This window comes from Quyinboa ferrireducens (assembly GCF_042436675.1).
Taxonomy (GTDB): Bacteria; Bacteroidota; Bacteroidia; order Bacteroidales; family UBA5342; genus JBHJHP01.
Window position 1 is genome coordinate 92,855 of sequence record NZ_JBHMVA010000011.1, and the last position, 25,179, is coordinate 118,033.

General features: G+C 38.9%; 21 protein-coding genes. 6 read left to right on the forward strand and 15 right to left on the reverse strand.

Translation table 11 applies throughout. The annotated features are described in order from the left end of the window. Positions 1 to 37 precede the first annotated feature (37 nt). The 5 genes from ACE01N_RS14825 to ACE01N_RS14845 form a co-directional block, all read right to left on the reverse strand. On the reverse strand, positions 38 to 1,030 hold the full coding sequence (locus ACE01N_RS14825; protein ID WP_380590583.1) for an alpha/beta hydrolase fold domain-containing protein: 993 nt from the start codon (positions 1,028 to 1,030) through the stop codon (positions 38 to 40). Continuing rightward, positions 1,017 to 2,210 (reverse strand): glycoside hydrolase family 88/105 protein, encoded by a 1,194-nt coding sequence (locus ACE01N_RS14830; RefSeq protein WP_380590586.1) that lies wholly within the window; start codon positions 2,208 to 2,210, stop codon positions 1,017 to 1,019. The genes ACE01N_RS14825 and ACE01N_RS14830 overlap by 14 nt, the downstream gene beginning before the upstream one ends. A gap of 176 nt (positions 2,211 to 2,386) precedes the next feature. Then, positions 2,387 to 4,324 carry an OmpA family protein gene (locus ACE01N_RS14835; protein WP_380590589.1) on the reverse strand — a complete coding sequence of 646 codons (1,938 nt, stop codon included), beginning with the start codon at positions 4,322 to 4,324 and terminating at the stop codon, positions 2,387 to 2,389. Next, positions 4,317 to 5,048, reverse strand: a complete 732-nt coding sequence (locus ACE01N_RS14840; RefSeq protein ID WP_380590592.1) for a lysophospholipid acyltransferase family protein — start codon at positions 5,046 to 5,048, stop codon at positions 4,317 to 4,319. The genes ACE01N_RS14835 and ACE01N_RS14840 overlap by 8 nt, the downstream gene beginning before the upstream one ends. A 135-nt stretch (positions 5,049 to 5,183) precedes the next feature. Next, positions 5,184 to 6,626: an ATP-dependent DNA helicase gene (locus ACE01N_RS14845; RefSeq protein ID WP_380590595.1), complete on the reverse strand. Its 1,443-nt coding sequence runs from the start codon at positions 6,624 to 6,626 to the stop codon at positions 5,184 to 5,186. Between the two features lie 105 nt (positions 6,627 to 6,731). Between ACE01N_RS14845 and ACE01N_RS14850 the strand changes: the two genes are divergently transcribed. Genes ACE01N_RS14850 through ACE01N_RS14860 form a run of 3 tightly spaced genes read left to right on the forward strand, consistent with a single transcriptional unit; the run spans position 6,732 to position 8,733 of the window. Next, entirely contained in the window at positions 6,732 to 7,361 is a 630-nt protein-coding gene (locus ACE01N_RS14850; protein ID WP_380590598.1) for a hypothetical protein, read from the forward strand. A 14-nt stretch (positions 7,362 to 7,375) separates the two neighbouring features. Further along, positions 7,376 to 8,206 (forward strand): DUF3822 family protein, encoded by an 831-nt coding sequence (locus ACE01N_RS14855; RefSeq protein ID WP_380590601.1) that lies wholly within the window; start codon positions 7,376 to 7,378, stop codon positions 8,204 to 8,206. Then, entirely contained in the window at positions 8,197 to 8,733 is a 537-nt protein-coding gene (locus ACE01N_RS14860; RefSeq protein WP_380590604.1) for an RsmD family RNA methyltransferase, read from the forward strand. The genes ACE01N_RS14855 and ACE01N_RS14860 overlap by 10 nt, the downstream gene beginning before the upstream one ends. Here ACE01N_RS14860 and ACE01N_RS14865 read toward each other — a convergent pair. After that, positions 8,705 to 9,625, reverse strand: a complete 921-nt coding sequence (locus tag ACE01N_RS14865; RefSeq protein WP_380590607.1) for a DMT family transporter — start codon at positions 9,623 to 9,625, stop codon at positions 8,705 to 8,707. The genes ACE01N_RS14860 and ACE01N_RS14865 overlap by 29 nt on opposite strands. A 133-nt stretch (positions 9,626 to 9,758) precedes the next feature. Here ACE01N_RS14865 and ACE01N_RS14870 point away from each other — a divergent pair, with 133 nt between their 5' ends. Together ACE01N_RS14870 and ACE01N_RS14875 are read left to right on the forward strand one after the other, a co-directional pair. Further along, positions 9,759 to 10,970, forward strand: a complete 1,212-nt coding sequence (locus ACE01N_RS14870; protein ID WP_380590610.1) for an outer membrane protein assembly factor BamB family protein — start codon at positions 9,759 to 9,761, stop codon at positions 10,968 to 10,970. Between the two features lie 267 nt (positions 10,971 to 11,237). Beyond that, entirely contained in the window at positions 11,238 to 11,840 is a 603-nt protein-coding gene (locus ACE01N_RS14875; RefSeq protein WP_375729767.1) for a superoxide dismutase, read from the forward strand. Between the two features lie 63 nt (positions 11,841 to 11,903). On the opposite strand, the gene tamL is transcribed toward ACE01N_RS14875, so the two are convergent. From tamL to ACE01N_RS14900, 5 genes are all read right to left on the reverse strand, one after another. Beyond that, positions 11,904 to 14,153 carry a translocation and assembly module lipoprotein TamL gene (gene tamL, locus ACE01N_RS14880; RefSeq protein ID WP_380590614.1) on the reverse strand — a complete coding sequence of 750 codons (2,250 nt, stop codon included), beginning with the start codon at positions 14,151 to 14,153 and terminating at the stop codon, positions 11,904 to 11,906. Positions 14,154 to 14,175: 22 nt separating this feature from the next. After that, entirely contained in the window at positions 14,176 to 19,146 is a 4,971-nt protein-coding gene (locus ACE01N_RS14885) for a translocation/assembly module TamB domain-containing protein (RefSeq protein ID WP_380590617.1), read from the reverse strand. Between the two features lie 89 nt (positions 19,147 to 19,235). After that, positions 19,236 to 19,496 carry a hypothetical protein gene (locus ACE01N_RS14890; RefSeq protein ID WP_375729770.1) on the reverse strand — a complete coding sequence of 87 codons (261 nt, stop codon included), beginning with the start codon at positions 19,494 to 19,496 and terminating at the stop codon, positions 19,236 to 19,238. After that, positions 19,493 to 19,861, reverse strand: a complete 369-nt coding sequence (locus ACE01N_RS14895) for a phage holin family protein (RefSeq protein WP_380590621.1) — start codon at positions 19,859 to 19,861, stop codon at positions 19,493 to 19,495. Before ACE01N_RS14895 ends, ACE01N_RS14890 begins: the two co-directional genes overlap by 4 nt. A 2-nt stretch (positions 19,862 to 19,863) precedes the next feature. After that, positions 19,864 to 20,172: a YtxH domain-containing protein gene (locus ACE01N_RS14900; protein ID WP_380590624.1), complete on the reverse strand. Its 309-nt coding sequence runs from the start codon at positions 20,170 to 20,172 to the stop codon at positions 19,864 to 19,866. Positions 20,173 to 20,409: 237 nt separating this feature from the next. On the opposite strand from ACE01N_RS14900, the gene ACE01N_RS14905 reads away from it, so the two are divergent. After that, on the forward strand, positions 20,410 to 21,465 hold the full coding sequence (locus ACE01N_RS14905) for an AI-2E family transporter (RefSeq protein WP_380590627.1): 1,056 nt from the start codon (positions 20,410 to 20,412) through the stop codon (positions 21,463 to 21,465). Positions 21,466 to 21,471: 6 nt separating this feature from the next. Here the strand turns inward: ACE01N_RS14905 and ACE01N_RS14910 are convergent, their stop codons facing one another. From ACE01N_RS14910 to ACE01N_RS14925, 4 genes are all read right to left on the reverse strand, one after another. Next, positions 21,472 to 22,902 (reverse strand): B12-binding domain-containing radical SAM protein, encoded by a 1,431-nt coding sequence (locus tag ACE01N_RS14910; RefSeq protein WP_380590630.1) that lies wholly within the window; start codon positions 22,900 to 22,902, stop codon positions 21,472 to 21,474. Between the two features lie 212 nt (positions 22,903 to 23,114). Further along, positions 23,115 to 24,053: a DUF6807 family protein gene (locus ACE01N_RS14915; RefSeq protein WP_380590633.1), complete on the reverse strand. Its 939-nt coding sequence runs from the start codon at positions 24,051 to 24,053 to the stop codon at positions 23,115 to 23,117. 169 nt (positions 24,054 to 24,222) lie between these two features. Next, positions 24,223 to 24,681, reverse strand: coding sequence for a DUF6674 family protein (locus ACE01N_RS14920; protein WP_380590636.1), 459 nt, complete (start codon positions 24,679 to 24,681; stop codon positions 24,223 to 24,225). Positions 24,682 to 24,735: 54 nt separating this feature from the next. Further along, positions 24,736 to 24,921 carry a CsbD family protein gene (locus ACE01N_RS14925; RefSeq protein WP_375729777.1) on the reverse strand — a complete coding sequence of 62 codons (186 nt, stop codon included), beginning with the start codon at positions 24,919 to 24,921 and terminating at the stop codon, positions 24,736 to 24,738. Positions 24,922 to 25,179: the final 258 nt, after the last annotated feature.

Sequence of the window (25,179 nt, forward strand, 5' to 3'; positions counted from 1 at the left end):
ATGCGGGATTTATTTCCCATTTCTTTGCTAATCCGTCTTAGTTGCCTTTGTATTGAAATGTGTCGTTCAAAAAACTAATTACTTTGGGGTATACCTCTTCAAACCATGGATGGAATAACCAAAAGGTATGTGGCGTATCCGGAATAGTAAATATCCGGTATTCAATCCCGTTTTCTTTCAATATTTCAACATACTGATCCCTGCCGGCATGAAACCGGGGCTGTGTACTATTAATAAAAATTGTTGGTGGTGTTTCCGGACCTGCATAGTATAAAGCTGAAGCCTGTTTCCATAAATCCGGACGTTGCTTATAGGTGGCACCGAACCAACGTGTTCCTGCAGAAGGTTTTGCCGGATTTTCATCTTTGGCACTTTCACCTGGAGCTGTAAAATCTACCACACCGTCAATATTAACAATAGCCTGAACTTTGTCCGACACCTTTTTCCCAAAATCATAAGATTTAAAAACCGGACTCTGACCAGTTGCACCCAATAAAGAGGCAAGCGTAGCACCGGCAGAGGCTCCGAGCGTTGCTATTTTTGTAGTGTCAATTCCAAATTCATCACTGTGAACTTTTACCCATTTAACAAAAGTCTTCAGATCAGATACACCTGCCGGGTAAATGGCTTCAGGTGATAGTCTGTATTCAACCGAGGCAGCAAAATAGCCATTCTCGGCAAGTTTCTGAGCCAGGGGTACCATGTGAGCTTTTGTTCCTGAAGCCCATCCTCCACCGTGTATCAGAATAACTGCCGGAATCTTTTTGTGCGACTTTTTCTTAGGATAAAAAAGGTCTGCATGCAGATCCCGTGTTCCTGTATTGTAATACACAACATTTCTTTCCTCCTGAACCGACGGATAAGACGTTTCCTTTACCAGCGTTACATCGGGATAGTATTTTTTTATTTTTATATACGCACTATTAAGGTTGTAAGACGTATCTCTTGGAAAATCAACCTGTTGTCCGCTTGCCGACAATATGATGGCAAACCACATTATTATTCCCAAACCCAGTTTACTTTTGATCATAACTGCTGCTTAATTCAATGGCACTTAATATAACAGGGGCTATTCCTTTCTGATCGTTATCCACCTGTCTTTCAGAGATGTAATACTCATAGTCAGCCATACGGTAAGGATTTCCTCCCAATCCGCAACCGCCAACTGTTTGTATCAGAACAGGAAGTCCCTGTTCATCTGTTTTAACCAGGTTTTTACGAATACTTTCCAATGATGCTTTAGCTATATCAAAATATTCCTTATCCAAATATCCATTTTTAGCACCTTTTGCATATGCATAAGTAATCATTGCACTTCCCGATGCTTCAATGTAATTTCCTTCACGGCCCCCCATGTCCATAACCTGGTACCACAAACCGGTCTGTTCATCACGCACTTTTAATAATGCATCGCTTAATTCACGAATAATTGCAATCAGTTTCTCCCGTCCCGGATGATCCTGAGGCAAATAATCCAGTACGTCTACAATGGCCATAACATACCATCCTGTTCCCCGACTCCAGAAATGCTTCGACTGACCAGTTTCAGGATTACACCATTTTTGCTGTTTACTTTCATCCCAGGCATGGTAAACCAGTCCTGTTTTTTCATCCTTCACATGCCTGTATATTTCTGTGATCTGGAAAACAACCTCATCGTACCATTCCGGTTTATCAAAATCGTGCGCATAGCGTGCTAAAAATGGTGATGCCATATATATTCCATCAAGCCACATCTGATATGGATATCTTTTTTTATGCCAAAAACCTCCGGAATTTGTCCGTGGCTGTCCCTTCATCTGTTCTACCAGGGTTTTTATGGCAATCTGATATTTTTTATCGCCGGTTTTACTATAGAGTTCCAGCATATTTAATCCAGGTCTTACCCTGTCTATATTATAATCCGACATTTTATATCCGTCAATATGACCATCGTCGTGAACAAAATAGTCGATATAATCCTTCATGTACTTCGAATACTTCTTATCATACTTACCAAGTTTATTCATGGCTGATCCTAAAAAAGCATAATCGTACTCATACTTTGGTCTGTTTCCGTTGTAATGAATCAGACTATCGTTACGGGCCATAACTGCATCTGCAAATTCAAGTGCAAAATTTATGGTATCGTCACTTTTAGCAGTCGCTTTGGGGTTGCTCTTGCAACTCACAGCAAATAATAAGATTGTAAAAAGATAGAAGATTTTCATGTTAGCATTTTTTATAATGCAACAAAAATACAATGTAAAGCCCATTTTTATCGGGTTATATTTACCAGTTTGCGGGTAAGTTTTTCTTTTTGTGGATATCCGGGTACACTTTTGTAACAATAACTACGATTAAATAAACTATTCTTTTAAAGGTTAAATCCGGACAGCAATAGTTTTTACATGGAGATAATCTTCAATTCTGTCCTTCTGTTTACGCCATTGTACGGATCATCGGCGTCCAGAGGTTGGGTGAATCCATACCCTTTGGTTTCCATTCTATCCGGGGCAATTCCATTTTCAACAAGATAGTTTTTAACGGATTCAGCCCTGTTTTGCGAAAGTTCCTTATTATATTCGTTGGTTCCTTTACCATCAGTGTGGCCACCAATCTCAACCCGGATCGTCGGATTGTTTTTCAAAAGGGTCACAAGCTTATTCAATTCTATAAAAGATTCCTTCTTTAGCGCATAGGAATCAAACTCAAAATAAATATTTTTCAGTTCAATTGTTGTTCCAGCCTTCATAGGTTGTAAAGGAATATTCTTATTAACAGGCTGGGTTATATCATCCTGCTCGCGTAAGGTGAACCGGTCAGAATAAAACATGTAACCATCCTTACTGACATTCAGCGCATAGTCACGTCCGGCAGGCAAACACAAAAGAAATGTACCGTTTTCTGCTGAATGTGATTTTGAAACCTGTTTCGCTTCTTCAAGATCTGTCAATTCAAAATCAGCAACCAAAGGATTTTGATTCTCAGCATTAAAAATGTTTCCCTTTAGATATGTTACCGGTATGGGTTGAATTTCATGCGGTAAGGGAATGGCAAAAATATCCTTGTCCTTGCGATCTCCGGCAAATGCTTCTGAGGCATAATATGCCTTTGTACCAAGGGCATTCACAGTAAACCCAATCTCATCACGATGTGTATTTATCGGATAACCGATATTTTCCGGCTCCTGCCACTCTCCTGCACTATCTTTCCGGCTCATAAATATATCATGTCTTCCAAGTCCCATATGACCATCGGAAGAAAAATACAATGTCTGATCATCAAAATGAATATAGGGTGAAACTTCATCCTCTTCCGTATTTATAACCGGCCCTGCATTTTTCACCTCCAGAATCTTTACCTGCCCGTTTGGTGTAATTTCGAGTTCTGCAATCCATATATCCCTTTTACCATAACCTCCGGGACGGTTGCTGCAAAAATAAAGCGTATGGCCATTGGACGACATCGACGGGTGTGCTTCCCAATATGCCGTATTCAGAGGACTTCCAGGATTTATTGGATCACTCCAACCTTTTGATGTATGGAATGAGATAAAAATATCACATTTGCCGGAACCTTCAGCCCGGTTGCAGGCAGAGAAAAACAATATTTCCCCGTCAGGAGAAAGCGATTGTGCACCTTCATTATTTGGCGAATTTAAAGGCGGTGCCAATGGTTCGGATTTGCTCCAACCGGAATCAGTTCTGTAACTTTCGTAAAAATCTTCCTGGTAATCTGTCGTGCCACCTTTCTTTGTTTCTACCAGTACCGTGGTAATCAAGCGGTTTTCATCAGCGCTGATAACCGGCCAGTAATCATCATAAAGAGTATTCAGGTTTTTCCCAAGATTTTCAGGCTGAAATGGCACCGGATGCGCCACGAGGTTCAAAGCAAAATCACACTGCTTTTGTTTATACCTTGCAAAATGAACAAGATTAGCATTCCGCTTGCCGAATTTTTCCAACTTAGCATAAACACCCTTCGCTTCACTGTATTTCCCTTCGTTAAACAACGCTTCACCCAGTTTTATCAGGGTCTGATCATAAAAATAATAACCCGGATTATCTGCAGCCTTAAGCGCATTTATTTGTTGATCGTACTGCCTGTTTATCTCGTAGATTGTTGCCTTGAACCAATAGGCCTCACTAAAAGCTTTATCCTTCTGTATTGCTTTATCGAGTAAAGCGATGGCTTCGTCATACTGATGCGTAAAATATTTATCACGGGCATCGGCATAAGCTTTCCGTGCCGATTTTTTCGATGTCGACAATAACTGAGCAGAACTGTCAAAACCTGACAAAACACATATTACAATAATAATATAAACTCCCAGCCTATTCATTTAGTGGCGCAGCAATTATTTCTTTTGTATGATCAATAAGTTTTTTCATTTCATTCCTGTCGTGGCTGTCAATTTTTACCGGATCATGAATGAATATTTCTATTTTTCCTTTTGAACCCAGTAATTTTCCCGGTGTTTTCACCTTATAAGCACCTTTTATCGTAATGGGTACTAAATCCAAACACATATCAAAGGCAAAATGGTATGCCCCTTTCTTAAAAACTTTTAACTTACCGTCGCGGCTCCTTGTACCTTCAGGGAAGAACATGATGCTGACACCCGGTTTCATTGTTTCCCGGGCTTCATTAATGGAATCAATGGCTGCCTGCGAATTGGAACGATCCACCGCAATCTGTCCGGACGCCCGGGTTGCCCATCCAAACAACGGAATTTTCGTCAACTCCTTTTTCATCACCCAGCGAATATTACGTCCAATCCATCCAAAAATGGCATAAATATCAAACGAACTGGCATGATTGGCAATCAGGATGTATGATTTATCGGGATCCAGTTTCTCCCTTCCATAGACCTTTACAGGTGTAAGAGAAGAATATACGATACTTCTGCCCCAGAATAAACCGATATGATGACTGACTTTATCCGGCCCTATGAGTGGAAATAAAACAATGCATAATAATGCGCTGATAACGGTAAATACAATCTGCAGCGGAACAAAAATTATAATGAAATATATTTTATATAAAAAATCACCTATTGCCTTCATAATCATTATCTGTAGTTTATGTCATACAGCTTCGTCACCTGTAATTATCCTGCAAACATACTTTATATTCAGAACAGAATAAAAAAACACGTTTAAAAACACTGAACAGTTTAATCATTTTCTAAAACCAAATTACTAACTATCTGCATTTTCCAGAATGGATTCAGGAAAGTTTATAAGATATAATTTTTCTGTTGCCCGCGTTACGGCTGTATATAACCACCGTAAAAACTCAAGATCCACCATTTCGTCAGTCACATAGCCCAAATCCAGATACACATGTTTCCACTGTCCACCCTGCGATTTATGGCAGGTAACCGCATACCCGTATTTAACCTGTAGTGCATTATAATAAGGATCGTTGCGCATGGTTTTAACGGTGTCCTTTTTGTTTTTGACATCCGGATAATCCTCCAGAATTTTAAAATATAAATCCTGCATTTCAGAAGACGATAATGAAGGTCCGTCATGCATTATGCTTGCTGTATTTATCGTGACATCCAGTTCAAAATCGTTATAATCCGGAAACCGCAATGTGACATCGGCAAACTTATGACCATACAAATCATTAAAGCTGCGTATACTGACAATTTCAGCCATATCACCATTAGCAATAAAATCAAGTTCCTTAATTTTCTCCGTCCAGTGATAGCTATTTTTTACAATCATCAGATAATCTCCCGTCACAATTTCTTCATCGCGGTACAATACCGTGCTCCGTATACCCTGATTAAACTGGTTAGCACGTTTATTCGAACGTGTAATCACAATTACATTCTCTACTCCCACCGCATCATACGAAGCACTGATCTGATCACTCAGATATTCACCTTGCAGTGCAATAACATCTTTACTGTTGACCCGAAATTTTGGAATAGAAGTAAAATTTCTGTCCGCCAGTTGTTTTCTTATCCGGGTTGCCATGCTCAGAATACCGGAATCTGAGGTTTGTCTCAGAACTTCACGTAATGTGAACTCAACAACATCCAGACCATAACCTTTTAATACATTCGGATCCAGTGCGGGACTTACTACAGTACCCACAGGAGGCAACTGTGCCAGATCGCCGATAAAAATTATACGGCATCTTGCACCTTCGTACACATACTTAATTAATTCATCCAGTACATCCCCGGATCCAAACAGATTTAATTCATCACTTCGGTTCGTGATCATCGAAGCCTCATCGACAATAAATACGGTATCTTTATTTTTATTAAAATCCAGACTGAAAGAACCCGCACCCAATGACTCCGGATCAACACCGGGATTTTTCTGCCTGTATATCTGTTTATGAATTGTATATGCAGGGAAACCGCTCATCTGCGATAATACTTTAGCAGCCCTGCCAGTAGGAGCCAACAATACAAACGACTGCTGCATCAGTGAAAGCGTCTTTATAAAAGCACTGATTACGGTTGTTTTACCGGTTCCTGCATAACCTTTCAATAAAAACAAAGAAAATACGTTATCAGATAAGTAAAAGTCGGTTAACATACTTATAAGCTCATGCTGCTCTCCGGTTGCCTCAAAGCGTAATGTACTTGTAAATATGTCTTTAAAGTGGTTCTCTAACATTTTTTAGTTTAAATTTCCAAAAACCAAAGTAAGAAACATTTTTTTTTTAAATTTGCACGGTAAGATGAAAATCTCTTCTAATTAACATAAAACGAAATAAAAAAGATGAAACAAGCATTACAGGTTATCCTTCTCATTCTCATCGTTGTTATGGCATATCTTGTTATTGACAGCCCGATGAAAAAAATCAATTTCGACAAGGAAAAAGCAAAAAGAGAAGAAGCTGTTAAACTACGTTTGATGGATATCAGAACCGCACAGATTGCTTATAAGGAAAAGTATAAACACCACACTGCAAGTTTTGATACCTTGATTAATTTCATTGAAAAAGACTCACTCCCAATTGTACTTAAAGAGGGAATTCTTACTGACTCAATGGTTAATGCAGGTATGACTGAAGCTAAAGCCATTAAACTGGGTCTCATCGTTCGTGATACATCTTACATTCCTGTTGCACAGGACTTGTATGGCAAAGGATATGCCGCAGATTCCCTGCGCTTCGTACCTTATGGTGACACTACTCAGTTTATTATGGGTGCAGGCAGTGTGACTACCGCTTCCAACGTGACTATTCAGGTATTTGAAGCCAAAACTCCTTATGAAGTTTATCTGCATGGATTAGATCCACAGGAAATTATCAACCTGAAACTTGAAGCCGAGAAGTACGAACGTTATCCGGGGATGAAAGTGGGTGACCTGGAAGAGGCTAATAACTATGCAGGTAACTGGGAATAATTTATGTTATTTCCATGCATGATATTTTAGTTCTATCACCGGTTTTTAATCAGGAAAATTCCAAACAATATATACTATCCATCCAGCTCTGTCTGGATGGATTTTCTTTTTTAATATGTGACTCCATAAGTAATAAGTTCATTTATCTAAAACACAAACCTTATGGATCAGATTCAGAAATAACAGATCAGACGCTTAAATACCTAAAAACAGAAAAACTTCTTAGTTTAAATTATAAAAAGGTCATTGTTCTTTATGACCTTACACCTGCTACCTGTATACCTCAGGTACTTTTTGAGGATGAAGAGAAAGAAGTGTTTTACACCAAAAACTATCGAAAAGGGAAAAACAGCATCGTCCGTTCAGACAAACAGGATCCTCTGGATTATGTTTCGGTATATGCCATTAACGAAATGATTCTGAATGCTATGCATCAGCAGTTTGGCACTCCGGTGATAGTACATAACAATACAGTAAAGAACTGCCATCTGCTTAGCACATCTGAAAGTTTTATTAAGCTCACAATCAGGCAGAACAGGTTTTCAATCAGTGCATATAAAAACAACACATTGATTCTTGCAAACAGTTATTCATACCAGAACGATGATGAATTCCTGTATTTCTTTCTGTACTGCTTCAATCAGTTGAAACTGGATCAGATGAAAACAGTGGTTGAAATTGACGGGATAATACCAAAACATGCCAGTCTGGTTAAACAACTGGAGCGCTTTATCAAAAACGTAACTTTTGCCGGATGGCCTGAGGCATATAATTTTGCCAACGACTTTTACGATCTGCCGGCACATTATTTTACAAATCTTTATTCCAGCCTGTTGTGCGAATAATATCCGGAAAATATAAAATCAGAACCTTACCGGGACCAAAAGGTTTTACAGCACGGCCAACAACAGATTTTGCCAAGGAAAACCTTTTTAACGTACTTAAAAACAATTATGTGCTGGATGGAACTGATGCGTTGGATTTATTTTCAGGAACTGGCAGCATAAGCCTTGAACTGGCGTCCAATGGTTGCCGGAATGTTTTATCCCTGGAAAAGAATCCAAAACATCTGACATACATAAAGTCAATAATTGATCGTCTTAAGATTACGGAAATTGAAATAATGCGGGGTGACGCTTTTAAATATATTGAGCGTACAATTCAAAAATTTGATTTAATTTTTGCAGATCCACCTTATCAGCTGAAAGATATTGCTAAAATTCCGGATATTATTTTTGAGCGAAATTTATTGAATCCGGATGGATTGTTCATCCTGGAACATTCAAGGGATTATAACTTTTCGGATCACCCGAATTATAAGCAAAAAAAGGTTTACGGCAGCGTCAACTTTTCGTTTTTCCAACCAGCTTAGTTCTTTTCCTGTCTACTCTTGAAATAAGCACAAGCGCAACAGCTGTCAGCAACATACCTGAAAGTGTAATTACATCCGGCTTTTCCGATGATATTATGATCCAGCTTAAGATGACACCTGAAACCGGCACAAGAAATTTCCACATGTTCAAACTTGAAACTTTAATTCCCGGTCTCCTCAACAAACTGAACCAAATGCTTATGGCCACTGCACTCAACATACTCAGCCACGACAGGGACAGCCAATATTCCAGGGGAAACGGACCGGTCTGAAGACCTTCAATGGGCAAAGAAAGTACAAACAAACCAATCCCACCAATCACAAGCGTAGTGGAACTAAGCACCAGTGCCGGAACCTTACCTTTTGATTTTGCGATCACAATATTTGCAAATCCGCCCAGCGTATTGCTGACTAATAAAAACAATACACCAATCAGTTGAAAATCTGCTGACCCGGTGGCTTTCTTGCCAAGACTTACCAGCACAATTCCTGAAAAGCCCAGCAACATAACCAGCGCCTTTTTGAGCCCCATCTTATCGTTGTCCATCATAAAATGCGACATGAATGCGATGAAAAGCGGACCACTTCCTACAATGATCGCTCCTATAGCTCCCGGAACACGGCTCATGCCATTATAGAAAAAGGCATATAGCCCAAATACATGCAAAAAGCTTACTAATAAAATAAAAGGCAGATTCTTAAAAATAATGTTCCAGTAACCTTTATTTCGCATAGCCAGTGGAACCAGCATAAGTCCGGAAAGTGTAAATCTTATTCCTGCAAATTGTAGCGGTTGCGTGTATTGCAAGCCTACTTTAATAACAGCAAATGCGGATGACCAAAGCAGACAGGCAATAATGGCCAGTACTATTGTATTTGTTTCGCGTTTCATTCAGGCCACAAAAGTAGATCATTTTAGGCTTTCAAACTATATTCGAATAAGAAATATCATTAGCATTAACATATCTGCTTGCAATTCAGGAAAATATAACTTAATTTGGTGCCTTTATCAAAACTAACCTCACATGAAACCACTAATCTTTCTTAGCTTAATAATGCTTTTTGCATGTACGCCAAAAGCAGACTGGACCAAATGGCGGGGGCCGGAAGCCAACGGCAAAATCGCAAGTCAAAAACCCTGGACCACACAACTGGATTCGTCCCTGATTATCTGGCAGAAAAACATTGGAAAAGGACATTCCTCCATCACAGTACAGGATAATCGCGCTTATGTCAATGGCTGGTCGCAAAACATCGAAGGTACCGATACTGTAAACATGTCCTCTGTGCTTTGTCTTGATACCGAATCTGGAAATGAAATCTGGAAATTCCCTTATCCCTCGGATGAGCGCAGTTATCCCGGCCCACGTGCAACTCCGGTTCTGGATGGAAAAAATTTGTATGTACTAAGCTGGGAAGGCTCCTTATTTTGTTTAAATGCTGAAGATGGAAGCGAATTGTGGAAGCGGGATATATACAGCGATTCACTTATTGTTAGAGATAGCTGGGGTGTTTGTTCCTCTCCGGTTATTTACCAAAATCTGTTACTCCTGAACCTGAATCATCATGGTATTGCATTTGACAAAACCAACGGACAACTTATATGGAATAGTCCGAAAGGAAGCGGAGCCTTTTCATCCACTACTCTGTTCGATTACAATGGTACTCCGGCAGGAACGTTCATGAGCGATTCGTCACTTTATATCGTTGATATTTCAAACGGGACTATACTAAACAGCTATATGCCGGACGATAATTTCAGAAAAGAGAATGATATCATTCTTACCAATGATCCGAACAGGCTGTTTTTGTCCAATGAACTGATAGAATTAAAAGACTCCATTTACAAGTCAGTATGGAGAAATGATACTATCGCATCATTCTTCAGGACAGGAGTTATTGTTGATGGTTACGTTTACCAGTTCAATAATTTCAGAAACAAAATGCATTTGTACTGCATTGAACTGGCTTCCGGTAAAGAAATGTGGAAGCATAAATATGATATCTTCGGTGCGTTATCCGCAGTAGATAATAAGTTGGTAGTATTAACCGGATTAGGCAAAGTTGTTATCGTTGAGGCTAATCCCGATGCTTACACTGAACTTTCAGAATTGCAGGTTCTTCCGTCGGTTAACAAAAATACGCATTGGTGCTGGACTGCTCCCACTTTCGCCAACGGAAATATTTATGTCAGAAATTCCAACGGAGATATGGCTTGCATCAGGGTCGAAATATAGTCTTTGAATGCCCCTACAGAATGTCGAAAGCATTATATTATTTCAGTAAAATATAACATCTAACTGTTAAAAAGTATTAAGCTATAATCAGCTGTAATACTGGAACTTACCGCCCAATACCATTAGTAGTGCCCACCCTCTCTATTTTTATTCAATCTAAAATTAAACAACAACCGGTTTAGTATTGTTAATTGAGTACATTCCCGGAAGGGAGTGATAAAACAGGGAATAAAACAAAGAAATATTAATAATTAAAACTGAAATATTATGGCTTACAAATTACCGGAACTTGGGTATGATTATGCAGCCCTTGAACCACACATCGACGCACGGACAATGGAAATCCATCACACAAAACACCATGCTGGTTATACAAATAATTTAAATGCGGCAGTTGAAAATACAGATCTTGCAAATAAATCAATTGAAGAAATTTTTGCCGGTGTTTCTAAATTATCTCCTGCGGTAAGAAATAATGGTGGCGGATTTTACAATCACAAATTATTCTGGGAATGGATTGCTCCCGGATCAGGAAAAGAGATGGATGCCAATCTTAAAGCAGCTATCGAAAAGGCTTTTGGATCATTGGATAAATTTAAGGATGAATTCTCAAAAGCTGCAGCTACGCGCTTCGGATCAGGTTGGGCATGGCTTGTAAAGCTTGACAATGGTGACCTGGTTGTTACATCAACACCTAATCAGGATAACCCGTTAATGGATGTTGCTGACGTTAAAGGTAAACCAATTCTGGGAATTGATGTATGGGAACATGCATATTACCTGAATTATCAGAACAGACGTCCTGACTACATCAGTGCATTCTGGAATGTGGTTAACTGGGATAAGGTTGCTGAGCTTTATAACGAATAAAGAAACGAAATATACCTAAATTAAAACTGTGTTACACAAGTTGTAATGCAGTTTTTTTATGCCCTAAAACGGGTATCCTAAAGCAAGATTGAAAACCAGGTTATTTTTATACCAGTTCCAGGATGAAAGATTTGCAGAACGTGTCAACCAACGTTCACCTGAAGACAAAGACGGATTTCTGAGCGGCATACCAATATCAAGCCGGAGAATTATAATTGATGCATCCAGACGGAGACCGAGACCTGCATCTACGGCGAGTTGAGATGGCACATTCCCTGCTTTAAACAGTCCACCGGGTTTATTGGTATTTTCGTGCAACAGCCACACATTACCTGCATCCATAAATACAGCACCTTTAAAAAAGCCTGCAATCGGGAAACGGTATTCCAGGCTGGTTTCTAGCTTCAAATCTCCGGATTGATCCGACAAAATATTGTTTACGGTAGTATCCCTGTATGATCCCGGACCAATGGAATGGTAGCGAAATCCTCTGAGGCTATTGGCGCCTCCTGCGAAAAACTGTCTGCTGTAAGGCAAAACACCGGAATTATTATAGGCATATCCCATACCACCATAAAGTCTGTAAACCAGTGATCCGTAACGCTTAAAATCGTAATAAAACCGTGTATCCAGTGTGGTTCTTGCAAACTGGGCATAATAAACACCAAAAAATGTGTTGCCGGTTGTCCTTTTTCCATCCAGAAGATTTAAAAGATTACCTGCAGTTTCCACATGTCCGCTAAAATATGTTGCAATTCGGCGTTTCGTAAACTGCTGATTATTATAAGTGAACGTATACTGCCAGCTCAGGATAAATTGCTCTGCATAACTTTGCGTTACCAGCGGATCTGTTTCATATAACTTAATAAACGCATCTGATCGTTGGTAAATATTGGCATAATCCAGTGACAAAATTTTCAGACTGTGATGTTTTTCTGCGGTCTCCTGCCAGTTGTATGCCCAACCGGCATCAAGTGAATACATGGTAAAAAACTGTTCACGCCTCAAAAAGGAATTATCGAGACTAAATGTTGTAGACGAAGTATATTTATCAGCCAGGAACCTGTTGATATCTACAAAAGGGAAAACAAGTTTAGGGATCTCCAGCGATGACTTAAGTGAAAGATTAAGTGAGTTAACTCCTTTCTGCTTACTAAACAACTGTGTTTCAAATCCCGCATTCAAACCAATACCAAGCTTTTGTGCCCGGTGTATAAAATTCCTATCCTTATAATCCAGACTTAATCCGGGGCCGCTCAGATCATTGGATTTTGTAGCAGCTTCCAGCGTAAGATCAAATGTTCTCGGCACATCCGTTGTCAATCTGATTTCAGGAATCAGAACCGGTGTTTTTGATGAAGAATCTTCCCTGTAATTAATATTTATGTAACGGTAAACGTCTAATCCAACAAGTTTTCCGATTGTAGCATTATGCCTGTCTAAGCGAAACTGTTCTCCGGGACGTAATAATATACTTCTTTTAAGTACAGCAGGTTTTAACGCCGGCTCCTTTGCAATATAATGAATCCCTTCAAAATTCAGTGTATCTGAATCAGCTTGAGCGTTTTCATCTTCAACCGCATAAATATCACCAAGCGTAAAAATCCGGGTGGCTTTATCCGGCATAGAAGGCTTAAGATACATTATCAGATCGATGGTATGGTTCACTCTGCTGCTGTCCAGCTTATATCCAATATAATCCGGAATAAAGGCGTAATATCCTCTATTATTCAGATATGAACCAATCCGTGCCCGCTCCTCCTTTAGTAGATCCAGATCGTAATATTCTCCCTTCTTCAGCACCGTGTTAACACGTGAATTCCGGATCTGGTGCGTGATCATATTGGTAGTATCCGGAAAGGTGACCGTATTGATCCGGTATCTAAACCCAGGATGTACTTCATATTCGACAGTGGTTTGCTGCTTAACCGTGACTGGATCGAATGAAGTCCTTGCATCAAAATATCCCTGTCGCTTAAGTTCGTACTGCAGATTGTTTCTGGAACGTTCAGCCATATATGTTTTATAGACCACAGGTTCCTCTCCAATTTTATATTTGAGCCAATGTCTTATCCCCTTCGCCGGGACCGAATCACCTGCCACATGATAAAACCACATCCTTAAAGGAAATAATCCAAGTAATTTTCTGTTGGGCTCAGGAATGATCACTTCATCAAGATCATTCTTCAGGGAAAGATCCTCATAAAATTTGTCGTCCATCTTAAGTTTGGCACCGGTATACAGTGTTTCATCTTTACTGATATAGCGTGTCGGTTTACATCCCACCAATAAAAGAAGTGTGAGTGAAATCATAAATAGTCTGTTCACTATGTCTCTATTCCTGTTCATCACTTTTTTTCTGCACCATTTTCTTATTATCCCGTTTAAATAATTCGCTGAAATGGGTAAATGCCTTGCTTAACTTCAGGGCAACTCCGGTTTTGGTAACATCGCCAACCAGAACGTCTTCGTATTCTGATGATCGAAATGCCTGAACACTTACACTTCCATCTTTGGATATTTTATAATCTATTTTAAAATCACCAGCCAAACCACCCGATCCCGGAGGCCTGTTATTTTCATTTTCAACATTGATGCTGCTTCCTACTTCGATGGTCAGTCTGTCGCTGAACAGGGACTTTGATGCACCGAATATCAGATCTGTATTTCCTGAACCGGAACCGTTTAGGCCCGCACGGGATTCCACATCCAAAGTAAGATTTATACCTTTAATATAGTTCTGTGCAAACTGGTTGAAACTGTTGCTCAGAATATTACTCAAACCGTTTCTGGCAGTATTGTTTAACTGATACGCCACATCCGGACCGCCTACATTCTGATTCATGAACGATTTAAAGATCAGTAAAGATAACACCTGCTTGTTCACAGCAGATTCGTCATTATTGAGCCTGCTGAGTTTTTCTGAAACCAGCGCATCGGCTTTCCCCGGTGGAGTTTCAATATCGAAATTTATATCAGGAGATAATAAATCGCCCTTAAGGTTCATGACAACACTAAAAGGTATGGGGTTTCTGTACTGCGACAAACTCTGACTTCCGGCATTCAGTTCTGTTGCAACCAGACCGATCGGACTTGTATTCACATCGTAGGATGCAACCATGTTTACCGTTGGTTTATATACATTTCCAGTCCATAATAAATAACTCCCCTGCCGAATATTAAATGTTCTTTTGAAAACGCTGTACAGCAAAAGTGTATATTTCCCACTATTAATAGTGTATCTGCCACTTAACGATGGTTCCAGGTTGTCTCTGAGCCGCAATGAAAAATCTCCTTTCCCGCTTACCTGCAACTGCTCCTTTGATACCGGATCAATAACAATGGTCAACGGAATATTATCCTGAAACGAAATATTGGCTGTTACATCAGGCATGATACCGGAATAATTCAGGCTCTGATCCGATACTTTTGTTACCATAGACGTATCTCTGTTGATAAACTCTGCAATATCCTGGTCTTCCTCCGGGTTAACCGACGATTCAGGGACTGTAAAATGAAGGTCCGAGCCGTTTTTTATGATTGTATTCAATTTCAATACCGGATGATCCAGATTACCGGTAAGGTCAGCATCCATATCCGTGATAAGTGTACCGTGATACAAATCCTGTTCATTTTCTGCCACATTTACAAACATAAAATCAGATGCCTTAAACTTAAGATTAAAGGTTGTTTGATTATCAGGACGATATGCAACCGTTCCATTCAGCACAGCCTTGTGATTATTTTTGTCCAGCAGAGTTGTTTCTTTAAACTGTAATGTATTGTTCTGAACCGAAACCGCAGCATTATTCATGGTTAACGGAGAATTTAACATCACAGGATTAACCAGCAGGCTGTCAAATGTAAGCTTGCCGTTCAGCAAGGGTTCATCTGTTGATCCGGATAATTTCAGCTGACCTGACAGTTCTCCTTTTAACGTGTGAAACTGATTTTTGAGTAAAGGAGCAAAAGGAGACAATGTAAACCTGTTCAGATCTATGTCCATATCAAGATTAGTCTGTTCGCCAACATTATACTGCCCTTTTAAGGTTGAGGTTAATCCGTTATTCTGTAAATCAATTTTAAAACTATACAGGTTCTCAGATTTCTGCTCAGCCTTTAAATCGAGTAAGCTGAAAACGGTATTCCCGAATAATGTAAGATCAGAAATGAGCAAATCTGAAGTAAAGGTGTTTTTATCGTCTTTCCTGCCGAATGTTGCATCTCCGTTTATCAATGCTGAAGGAGCCGTTCCATCGTATTTAGCCAGAGACGCCAGTGTTTTGAGATTAAAGTTGGCAAAATGGATATTGGTGCTTTCTCTGCTTTCATCGGCATAACTGGCTATTTCGAGCGTATCGGAGCCGTGTGTGAGATTAAAATTCCGAAAATCTATCCTGTTATTACTGAAAAGAATTGCATTATCCGGCCTAATTCCCCATGCATTCCGGTTCAAAATAAGGCTGTCACTTAAAATACTAAGGCGCATACCATCATCCTTTTCCGGTTTTGATATAACAGCCTGAATATAATAGTTAGAACCTTTCTTATCCCAAGGCAGGTCAAATGTGTTAAATAGCTGCATCCCTTTTCTAGAACCGGATAGTCTGGTTGTAGGTAAAGTAACAGCTTCAGAATGTATTTCCCTGAATCCGGTTCTGTAGTCAAAATTATCGTCATCAGCGCTTAAAGACAGATAAAATGAATCAACCGCAACTGATCCGTATTCCATATATGGCATCAAAAGTTTCGCATCCAAACCATCTTCCTGATTGTAAGACGCAATAAAGGATGAGGGGTTCAACTGTTTTAAATCTGGGACCAGAAGCTGAGTATAAACAGGATCTTCTTTCAGTGTCAGTTTAAAGTTAAATGTTTTTGCGTATGTTTTCTGAATCGTAGAAGTATCACCTGAAGCGGATAAAAATGTAACAACATTTTTAAATAATCCCGGTAAATCCAGAGGATTTAATGTTCCGTTATATTCAGCTGCGGCGAATGGAGAAATCAACACGATATGGTTCGTATCCCCAACCTGGGCATTCAACAAAAGTGAATCGGGATAATAAACTGTATTATTGCGGTTTACAATTAACTTATTCACGGACAAAGAACCAGTGAAATCATCCGGCAATTTTCCTGACATATCAGCACTGAGTTGACCGCCCAACCTCATATCTTCATCATATAGTTTTAAAGCCTGAAGATCAACGTAATCTACATTCAGTACAACTTTAATGCTGTTCATACTATCTTTTGCAAAGTACGACGCATTTGAACTGAGTCGTAATTCAGGATCATCCGAATTCAGGACTGCCAAAATGGTATCATTTTTTTGTTCAGCATTAATGGTAATATCTCTGTACGAATGTCCCGAATAAGCCAATGAGTTGATCCTGACCTGCCCGTTAAGTTGTTTAACCTCGTCCTGCGAAAATACGGTATGCAAATCCGCGTTAGCTGATAAGGCTCCAATTGTATCAGGATTATTTAAAAGTTCTCCCAGCCGATAGCCTGGAATATCAAGAATTACATCAACAGTGGCGGTATTTTGCAATGTGTCGCCTTTATACGACGCTTTCGCTAAAAACTCTCCCTGAACAGACTTAACTGATAAATCAGCCTTTAAATCTAGCAATGTCCCTTTTGCCTTTCCTGAAATCAAAATTGTATCCGGTAAAACAAGGTTTTCAGGCAACTCCATGCCTGCCAGATAGGATTTAAGGGCAGGATAATTCATCCACAGTTTTTTTATATCTATATCTGTTTCTATTTTATCCGCATCGGGTAATCCTTTAACCAATCCTTTCAGTTTTAAGTCCGCCTTGTCTTTTACAAACAAATCGAACTGACTAATATCCAATGCTCCTGGGTTTCCCTTAACTACAGTATGCAAATTCAGCACGGTGTTACCTTCTGTTAGTTTTGGGAAGGAATCTGAAAGTTCGGGTATGAAATAAGCTACATCATTAAGATTAATTCCGGCATTCTGATTAAAGCTTTCAATTTTTATGCTTTGCGGTTGATCCAATAATTCCTGAAGCGAATTATAGCTAAGCGCCAGTTTCCCTGAATATGAACTTGCAGGAGTACTTATTTCCAGCGGATCAATCTTCAGTGACGTCTCCTGAACCGAAAGTCCTGCAGTTAGGTTCTTTATTTGAAACCGCTTGTCTGAATGTAACGAAAGTTTGTTTAGATTTCCCTTAATACCTTTTTTATCCAGCTTAAAATTTTCAAGCGAGCCGGTGAAATCTGAAATGTGAATATGCTTCGGATCAAAGCCTGACGTAGTTATATCCTGGTTCGGATCCAGTGAAAAGACGTTATTTTCAAAATTCAGTTCATCAACCGTAATATTCCAGTCAGGAAAACTGAATATATATTGCGAATCAGGTTCTGATCCCTCAACAATTACACTATCTCCCGGTGAGCCTGAATAAATCAACAATATACTGTTGGCTAATTCCAATGATTTTAATGCAATGATCTGACGACCTAAATCGAAGGTATTGTCCTTTGTTTCCAAATTTATCTTTTGCGCATCAATAACGGAACCTGAAGCATCTTCGTATTTAAAGGCGCAGTTTTTCAGCACACCTTTCCTCCGTAAATTCACGATCAGGCTCATTGGCCCGCTACTTTCGTCAGTCTCTGAACCTGAAATCCCGGCGTGAAGAAAAGCAGTGGTATTAGTCAACTCAAAATCTTTAATGGTGAAGGCATTCTGTTGCAGATCAATTTCGTCCATATCTACCTTAAAGTGTCCAAGATTTACCTGCATTTTATTCTTCGAGACGGCGTCATCCATTAAAAAATGAATGTGATCCAATACAACCGTTCCCACCGAAATCTTCATAGGTTTTGTTGTTGAACTATCCGTTTCAGAACCAGTAGCGGTATTAAATGCAAAATTAAACAGCGAATCTTTTTCGTCCCGGATCAACCGTAAGCCTGAATTTTGAAGTTTTGCATTTTCAATAACGAGATGTTTTTTCAATAGCGGCAACAACTTTACCGACACTGAAAGATAGTCCCCATAAGCCAGTGTGTCCTTATCGGTTCCCTGTATATAAAAATTCCTGACGGCTATTTGGGCGGGCGGCGTATAACGTATGGACCCAATGGAAATATCGGTATCCAACTCTTTTTCTGCCTTGGCAACAACTTTTTGCTTAATGTAATTTCCGGTTGGAGGAATAATAAGAAGAGTGGTTATCAATAACAATAAAAACACCACCGTACTGATCAAAACAAGCAAGGTTTTGAACGCAATTTTTAAAATACGGTGTCTCTTTTTAGCCATAGCATAAACTTAAACTACCAATTAACACACAAAAACGGTGCTGATTGGCAGTTTATCAAAGGTAGATAAATTAAAGAAAATCGGAGTGTCTATTCTTCGGTTTCTGATTCTTCCTTTCTGCTGTTCCTTACTTTATTAAATATCGTTATCAAAGCCATTTGTATAAGCTTCTTTCCATATTCCATCACGCTCTGTCGTGCAGATTCCACCAGGGTATATCTGATTCCTTTCAGAGAAGTTACAAACGCTTTCTCCTTCATTGTCACATCGTATTCCAGCATATACTTTACATACGACAGTTCCTGAAGTGAACGTATTCTGTGCAGCTTATGTTTCTCTAAGGTTTTCATTTCTCATCGTGGTCTTTAGAATTAAAAATTATGGAAGATAAATGCTTTACCAATGGATTGGAAAAAATCTGTCTGCGGAATACATAACCCAGAATTATAATCAGCAAATAAACACCACCGGAAATAAGGAAACCCACAGAGATGCTTCCGTGTACTTCGCCGTACCAGAACGAGAAGGCAAACGAAATCAACATAAAAAACATTAACAGGGAGACCAGAACCAGGATAGTGGTAATGAAGTAAGTTCCGATACGGGTAAACTTTTCAAGCATTTCCACCTTCCACAAATTAATGCGGGCCTGAAGGTATCCCTGAATAATATCATTTAACTCCGAAATATTCTCTTTAAATGATTCCTTTTGCATGACTATTTCTTTTGAGCCGATGTTGCCTTTGCCTCAACTTCTTCTACTTTCTCCTCCGCTTTCTTTTTTACGTTTTTCTCAAGGTCGTTAAACCTGGTTTTTACCTCATCCACAAATTCAGAGACGTATGACTTTAAATCATCCATACTGTCACTCATGGTATCTTTCAGATCATCGGAAGCTTTTTTTGCTTTTTTAGAAATTTTCTTCCGGGTTTTTTTCCCTTTGTCCGGAGCGAATAATATTCCGGCCAATGCACCGGATGCAGCTCCGGCTAAGAATCCTAATACTGCATTTGATGTTTTTGACATAACTTTATTTTTTTAATGGTTAAACATATTTTTACTGATTAATACTACCAAAAGCCTGCCATAATGATGTTTCCCGCATTTTCAGCCATTTTCACATATTGCTTTGGGGTTTTATTACCCAAACTTCCATAAAATCTGTGGAATTATGTCACATCAGTTCCAACCTCTTGTCGTTACAGCAAAGGGTTAAGGCATTAAGGCTCAGTTTTTGATTCTGAATTTTATAAACTAGATTTTATGAATATAAGTTCCGTTCAGGTATCAAATACCGCAAACATACTGATTGTATTTCTGGCGTCTGTTGCCATAATGTATTTAGGAAGAACCATACTTATTCCCCTTTTTCTGGGATTAATACTTGCTTTGCTGCTCTTACCAATCAATGATTTCTTCGAAAAAAAGCTACCACGATTAATATCCATCATTCTCACATTTCTTTCAATAGCTTTAGTTCTGACCGGGATAATGTATTTTTTCGGATCCCAGTTTGTAAAACTTTATGATAATGTAAAGGATTTCGGTGCCAGCATAGACAAACTGCTGACCAGTTTCTTTCATCTGATTAACGACAATCTGTTCAGTGGTGAAATTAAGATAGAAGATTTGCTAAGTCAGGAAAATGGCAGCGTATTGCCAACATCCACCATAATACAAAAGACCATTAGTGTATCAAGTGGTTTTTTATCTGCAATTGCGTTAACGGTCGTCTTTTCCTTTCTTTATCTTTTGTATCGTTCTTCATTCAGGATTTTTCTGGTCGAAAAAACCAGGTTCAGTGATAAAAAAGAAATTGCGAACATTATTATAAGGATCAAAAAAGTGATCCAGAAATACTTTTACGGAGTCTTCTTTGTTATGCTTATACTGGGCATTCTTAATGGATTCGGTTTATGGATCATTGGACTGGATTACCCGTTCCTGTTCGGATTCTTCGCAGCTTTTCTGGCAATCATTCCTTATATAGGATCATTTATTGGTGGAGCACTGCCTTTCTTGTATGCTGTCCTCAATTTTGATTCTATCTGGCCTGCGGTGTGGGTCGTTGCATGGTACACCCTGGTTCAGGCATTCGAAGGAAACTTCCTTACGCCTAAGGTTGTTGGATCACAGGTAAGCCTGAATCCTCTTTTTGCCTTAATAGCTCTTATTCTGGGCGGAATTATATGGGGAATTGCCGGAATGATCTTATTCATCCCCTTATTTGCCATTCTTAAAATAGTATTGGAGAACATTGAAGAATTAAAACCCTATAGTTTTATGCTGGGTAAAAAGTTTGGACATAACCAAAGTTAATATCTGTCACAAATTCTCATTTAACAAAATATCCTTCTCCTTTTCTACTACAGATGAAACACCCATTGCATTATTGGAGCTTACTTTTGTCAACAGCAATTCTAAAATTGGCAACATCCGTTTTAAACCACCGGTGTTGATGATAAATGTCCACAATCCTTCGAACTTCTTCCAACCGCCTGTATAAAAAAGATGCTTTAATTGATGTACTAATTCATCATGCGAAAAAGAGGCTTTGAAAATACTGTTCCATTTATAGAACTCTTTATATGCCCATCTGTAGCCCTGTTCCAATTCTTCGGCAGATAATGACTTTGATTGATATACTACATGGCGTGTATCATAAAGATCCCAGTCTTTGGTTATTATTCTGCCGGAATTCAGCATCGATTCATATAGTCTGGTCCCGGGATAAGGCGTAAGAATATGATATGTTGATGTGGTTATAGCATGTTCAACACCCCAATCCACCGTTCGCCTGAATACATCTTTATCATCACCGTCCAGACCAAAAACAAAACTCCCATTGATCATAATCCCCAGTTCATGTAATCTTGCCACAGCTCTTTCATAATCCATTTTCAGGTTATGACTTTTATTGCTTTGTTTTAAGTTCTCGGGTGAAAAAGTCTCAAATCCAACAAACAAACTTCGGAGCCCTGCTTCTGCAGCTTTTTCAATCAGATTGCCTTCCAGAATTGATTTGACGGTGGCTGCTCCCTGGAACACCCTGTTCATACCGCGCATTCCCTCAAAGAGCTCAGAGGCCAGCCTGGGGTTTCCAAATAAATGATCGTCGAGAAAGTATAAATGACGCCCTTTTAGACGAGATATTTCTGTAAGTATTTCATCTACCCTTTGGGTATAAAATGATTTACCGCCTTTAAAAAATGCATCTTTATAACAAAAATCACAATGGTGTGGACAACCTCTCGAAATAACCAACGAGTTGGGCACCAGGTATTTTCCCCGTTTTATCAGGTCTCTTCTTACCGGCGGCTGATTTTGAATGGTTCTTCCCTCTGTGGATGTATATCTTTTCCGGGCTCTTTTCAGTCTGAAATCGCGCAAAAATTCAGGAAAGGTTTGTTCTGCAGGGCCAAGAAAAATAGTGTCGGCAAATTGTGAGGCTTCATCCGGCAAAGATGTTACATGTAAACCACCTAAAGCAACATATACACCTTTTGTTCTGTAATGTTGTGCAATCGCATATGCACGTTTTGCATTCGTAATATAAACCTGTATCAAAACCAAATCCGGTAAATCATCCTGATACAGTTCTTCCACATGCTGATCCTGAAGCTCAACATCATCACTTTCATCAAAATACGCGGCTAAAGTTGCTAATCCTAAAGGGGGAAATAACGAATACTTAATGGGTCTCCAAAACGCACTTCCGGCTTCTGTAAGAGAAGGTAAAATAAGTTTAACTTTCATACTAAAAGAAAATTCAGGCCAGAATGCTTACGCGTGTTTAAGTAACCTGCAAATTATCAATTTAGTATAAACAGGGTCAAACTATTAACATTTATTACTTTTTTTACATATGTATTTGTATGTGCTTAGAGTGTAAAATATTTCACACACTAACAGGCGAATGTCCTTAAGTGTGCATTCAAGAAAATAGGCGAAATGTTTTTCAAATTTTGTTAATCTTTTCGATCCGTTTTTTCCATTTCGTTCAGGATCTCATCCACATCTGCTTCACCTGTATAAAGCACAAGGGAATATTTCAACACCAAAGGTTTTCTTTTTTGCAATAACACAGGTTTTCTTCCCGGAAATACTGCATTCTGCATGCTCCTTTTATCACGCAGGATCCATGTTTGAGGTCCGGGTTGATTTTCAGGGTTAGCATAAATCAAAATACCGCCCGGTGCTGTTCCGTCTTTTGCAAATGAACCTGTTATATTCATATAATATCCGGCTTCTATGGCTTCATTTTCCGGTTCAACTTTACTATTTGAAGAATAAAACTGCACATCGTCAGGCAATACAATCCGTGTTGAAAATCCACCATAACCTTTTACATCGTCGGAACCTCCAAGTTGTAAACTATCGACCAGTGGTGTCAGATGAATGATAAAATCAATTATCCTGTAATTCTCTTTTTGTGGATGAAATACGTAGCTTACCTTTTCTCTCAGGTATGGCCTTTTAGAATTTTTATAGTTAGGAGAGAGCCAGAATGCTTTCGTTCTCAACAGTCCGTCACCATCCTTTAACGACCTGAACTTCACACGTTTTATATCCGTCTTAAAATACTTAAGATCCCACGAATCGCTTACAGATTCTGAACCAATTAATATCTGATGCCATGCCCAGAATATTCCCCGATGGTGCAAATGATCTTCCGGTGCATTTTCAGTCATAACTGTTTCATCGGGCAAATAAACCGGATGAAGAAAGTCATTCCGCATCAGTTCAGGTGTTGGTCCGGTAAGATCGTACTGAAAAAAGGCCACATTCTTTTCTCCTTCCTTTACCAGGTATCCGCCATCCACCTTCTGCATTGCCATTTGCGAGTAACCTGGCTTCAACACAAGAAACAGGAGTACTGTTACCGTAACGATATATTTTTGAACCATGATTATCAGTATCTAATGTTATCCTAAAATAAAAATATCTCTTCAAATAATGTATTTATTACAGATGCTATCCGGCAGGTTTCCTTCCATTTCATTAAAAAAGAAACAGGGCTGACAAAACGAGCGTTTTATCAACCCTGCAAGCATCATCAAATGTTTATATGAAGGATTAGATGTTATCCAATTTATCTCCGAACTCTTTCAGTTTGGTTTTCACATCAGCCATGAAATCCTTGAGTTCATCACCGGTCTTATCACCAAAATCTGAAATTTTTGATCGGATATCTTTACTTTGTTTCTGAAGATCTTCCAGTGCTTCTTCAGTTTTTTCATTTATTTTCTCACCGGACTCTTCAGCCTTATCCCTGAATTTATCGACTTTATCATCGAAGTTATCCAGCGCCTCATTAACAGTCCGCTTCATATCATCCGGTTTATCTTTTATCGCTTCTGCAATTTCTTCCTTTACGTCTTTTAATTCATCACGTAAATTAGCTATTGCATCCTGAGCTTCATCCTGCATCTGAGTCTGCTCTTTCTCCGAATCCTTTTTCTTGTTTTGCATATTACACCCGGCTATAAAAAACAGTGCCAGGGTTGAAAATAATATTACTCGTAAATTTTTCATAATTATAATTTTGTGATTAATACTTGTTATAAATCTCACTCTCAACTTTAATTTTTATAAATTATTGATTTCTTCAATCAGTTCTTCTTTCGATTTACCAATACGTTTTTGTAAACGACCAAGAAGCTGATCTTCCTTACCTTCAACATAGGCAAGATCGTCATTGGTTAAATCTCCATACTTTTCTTTCAAATAACCTTTTACCTGGTTCCAGTTTCCTTTTATTTCAAACTTATTCATAACTATCTTTTTATGTGTTTTATATTTTATAATGAAAATCCTGTGCCACAAAATTCATTACAGACCTCAAGCCTTTATTTATACGTACACGCACACGTTCGGACTAAATATAAATCTTTATCATCACGTATTATTCGGGCATAAATTCCACAAAAAAGTGTGGAACATAGTTACAAAATCAGATACTCAAAACAGGATCTGTGAAACTGACTTTGTTTAATTGAACCAAAACATTTAGTTAATTCACTCATTCAAAAC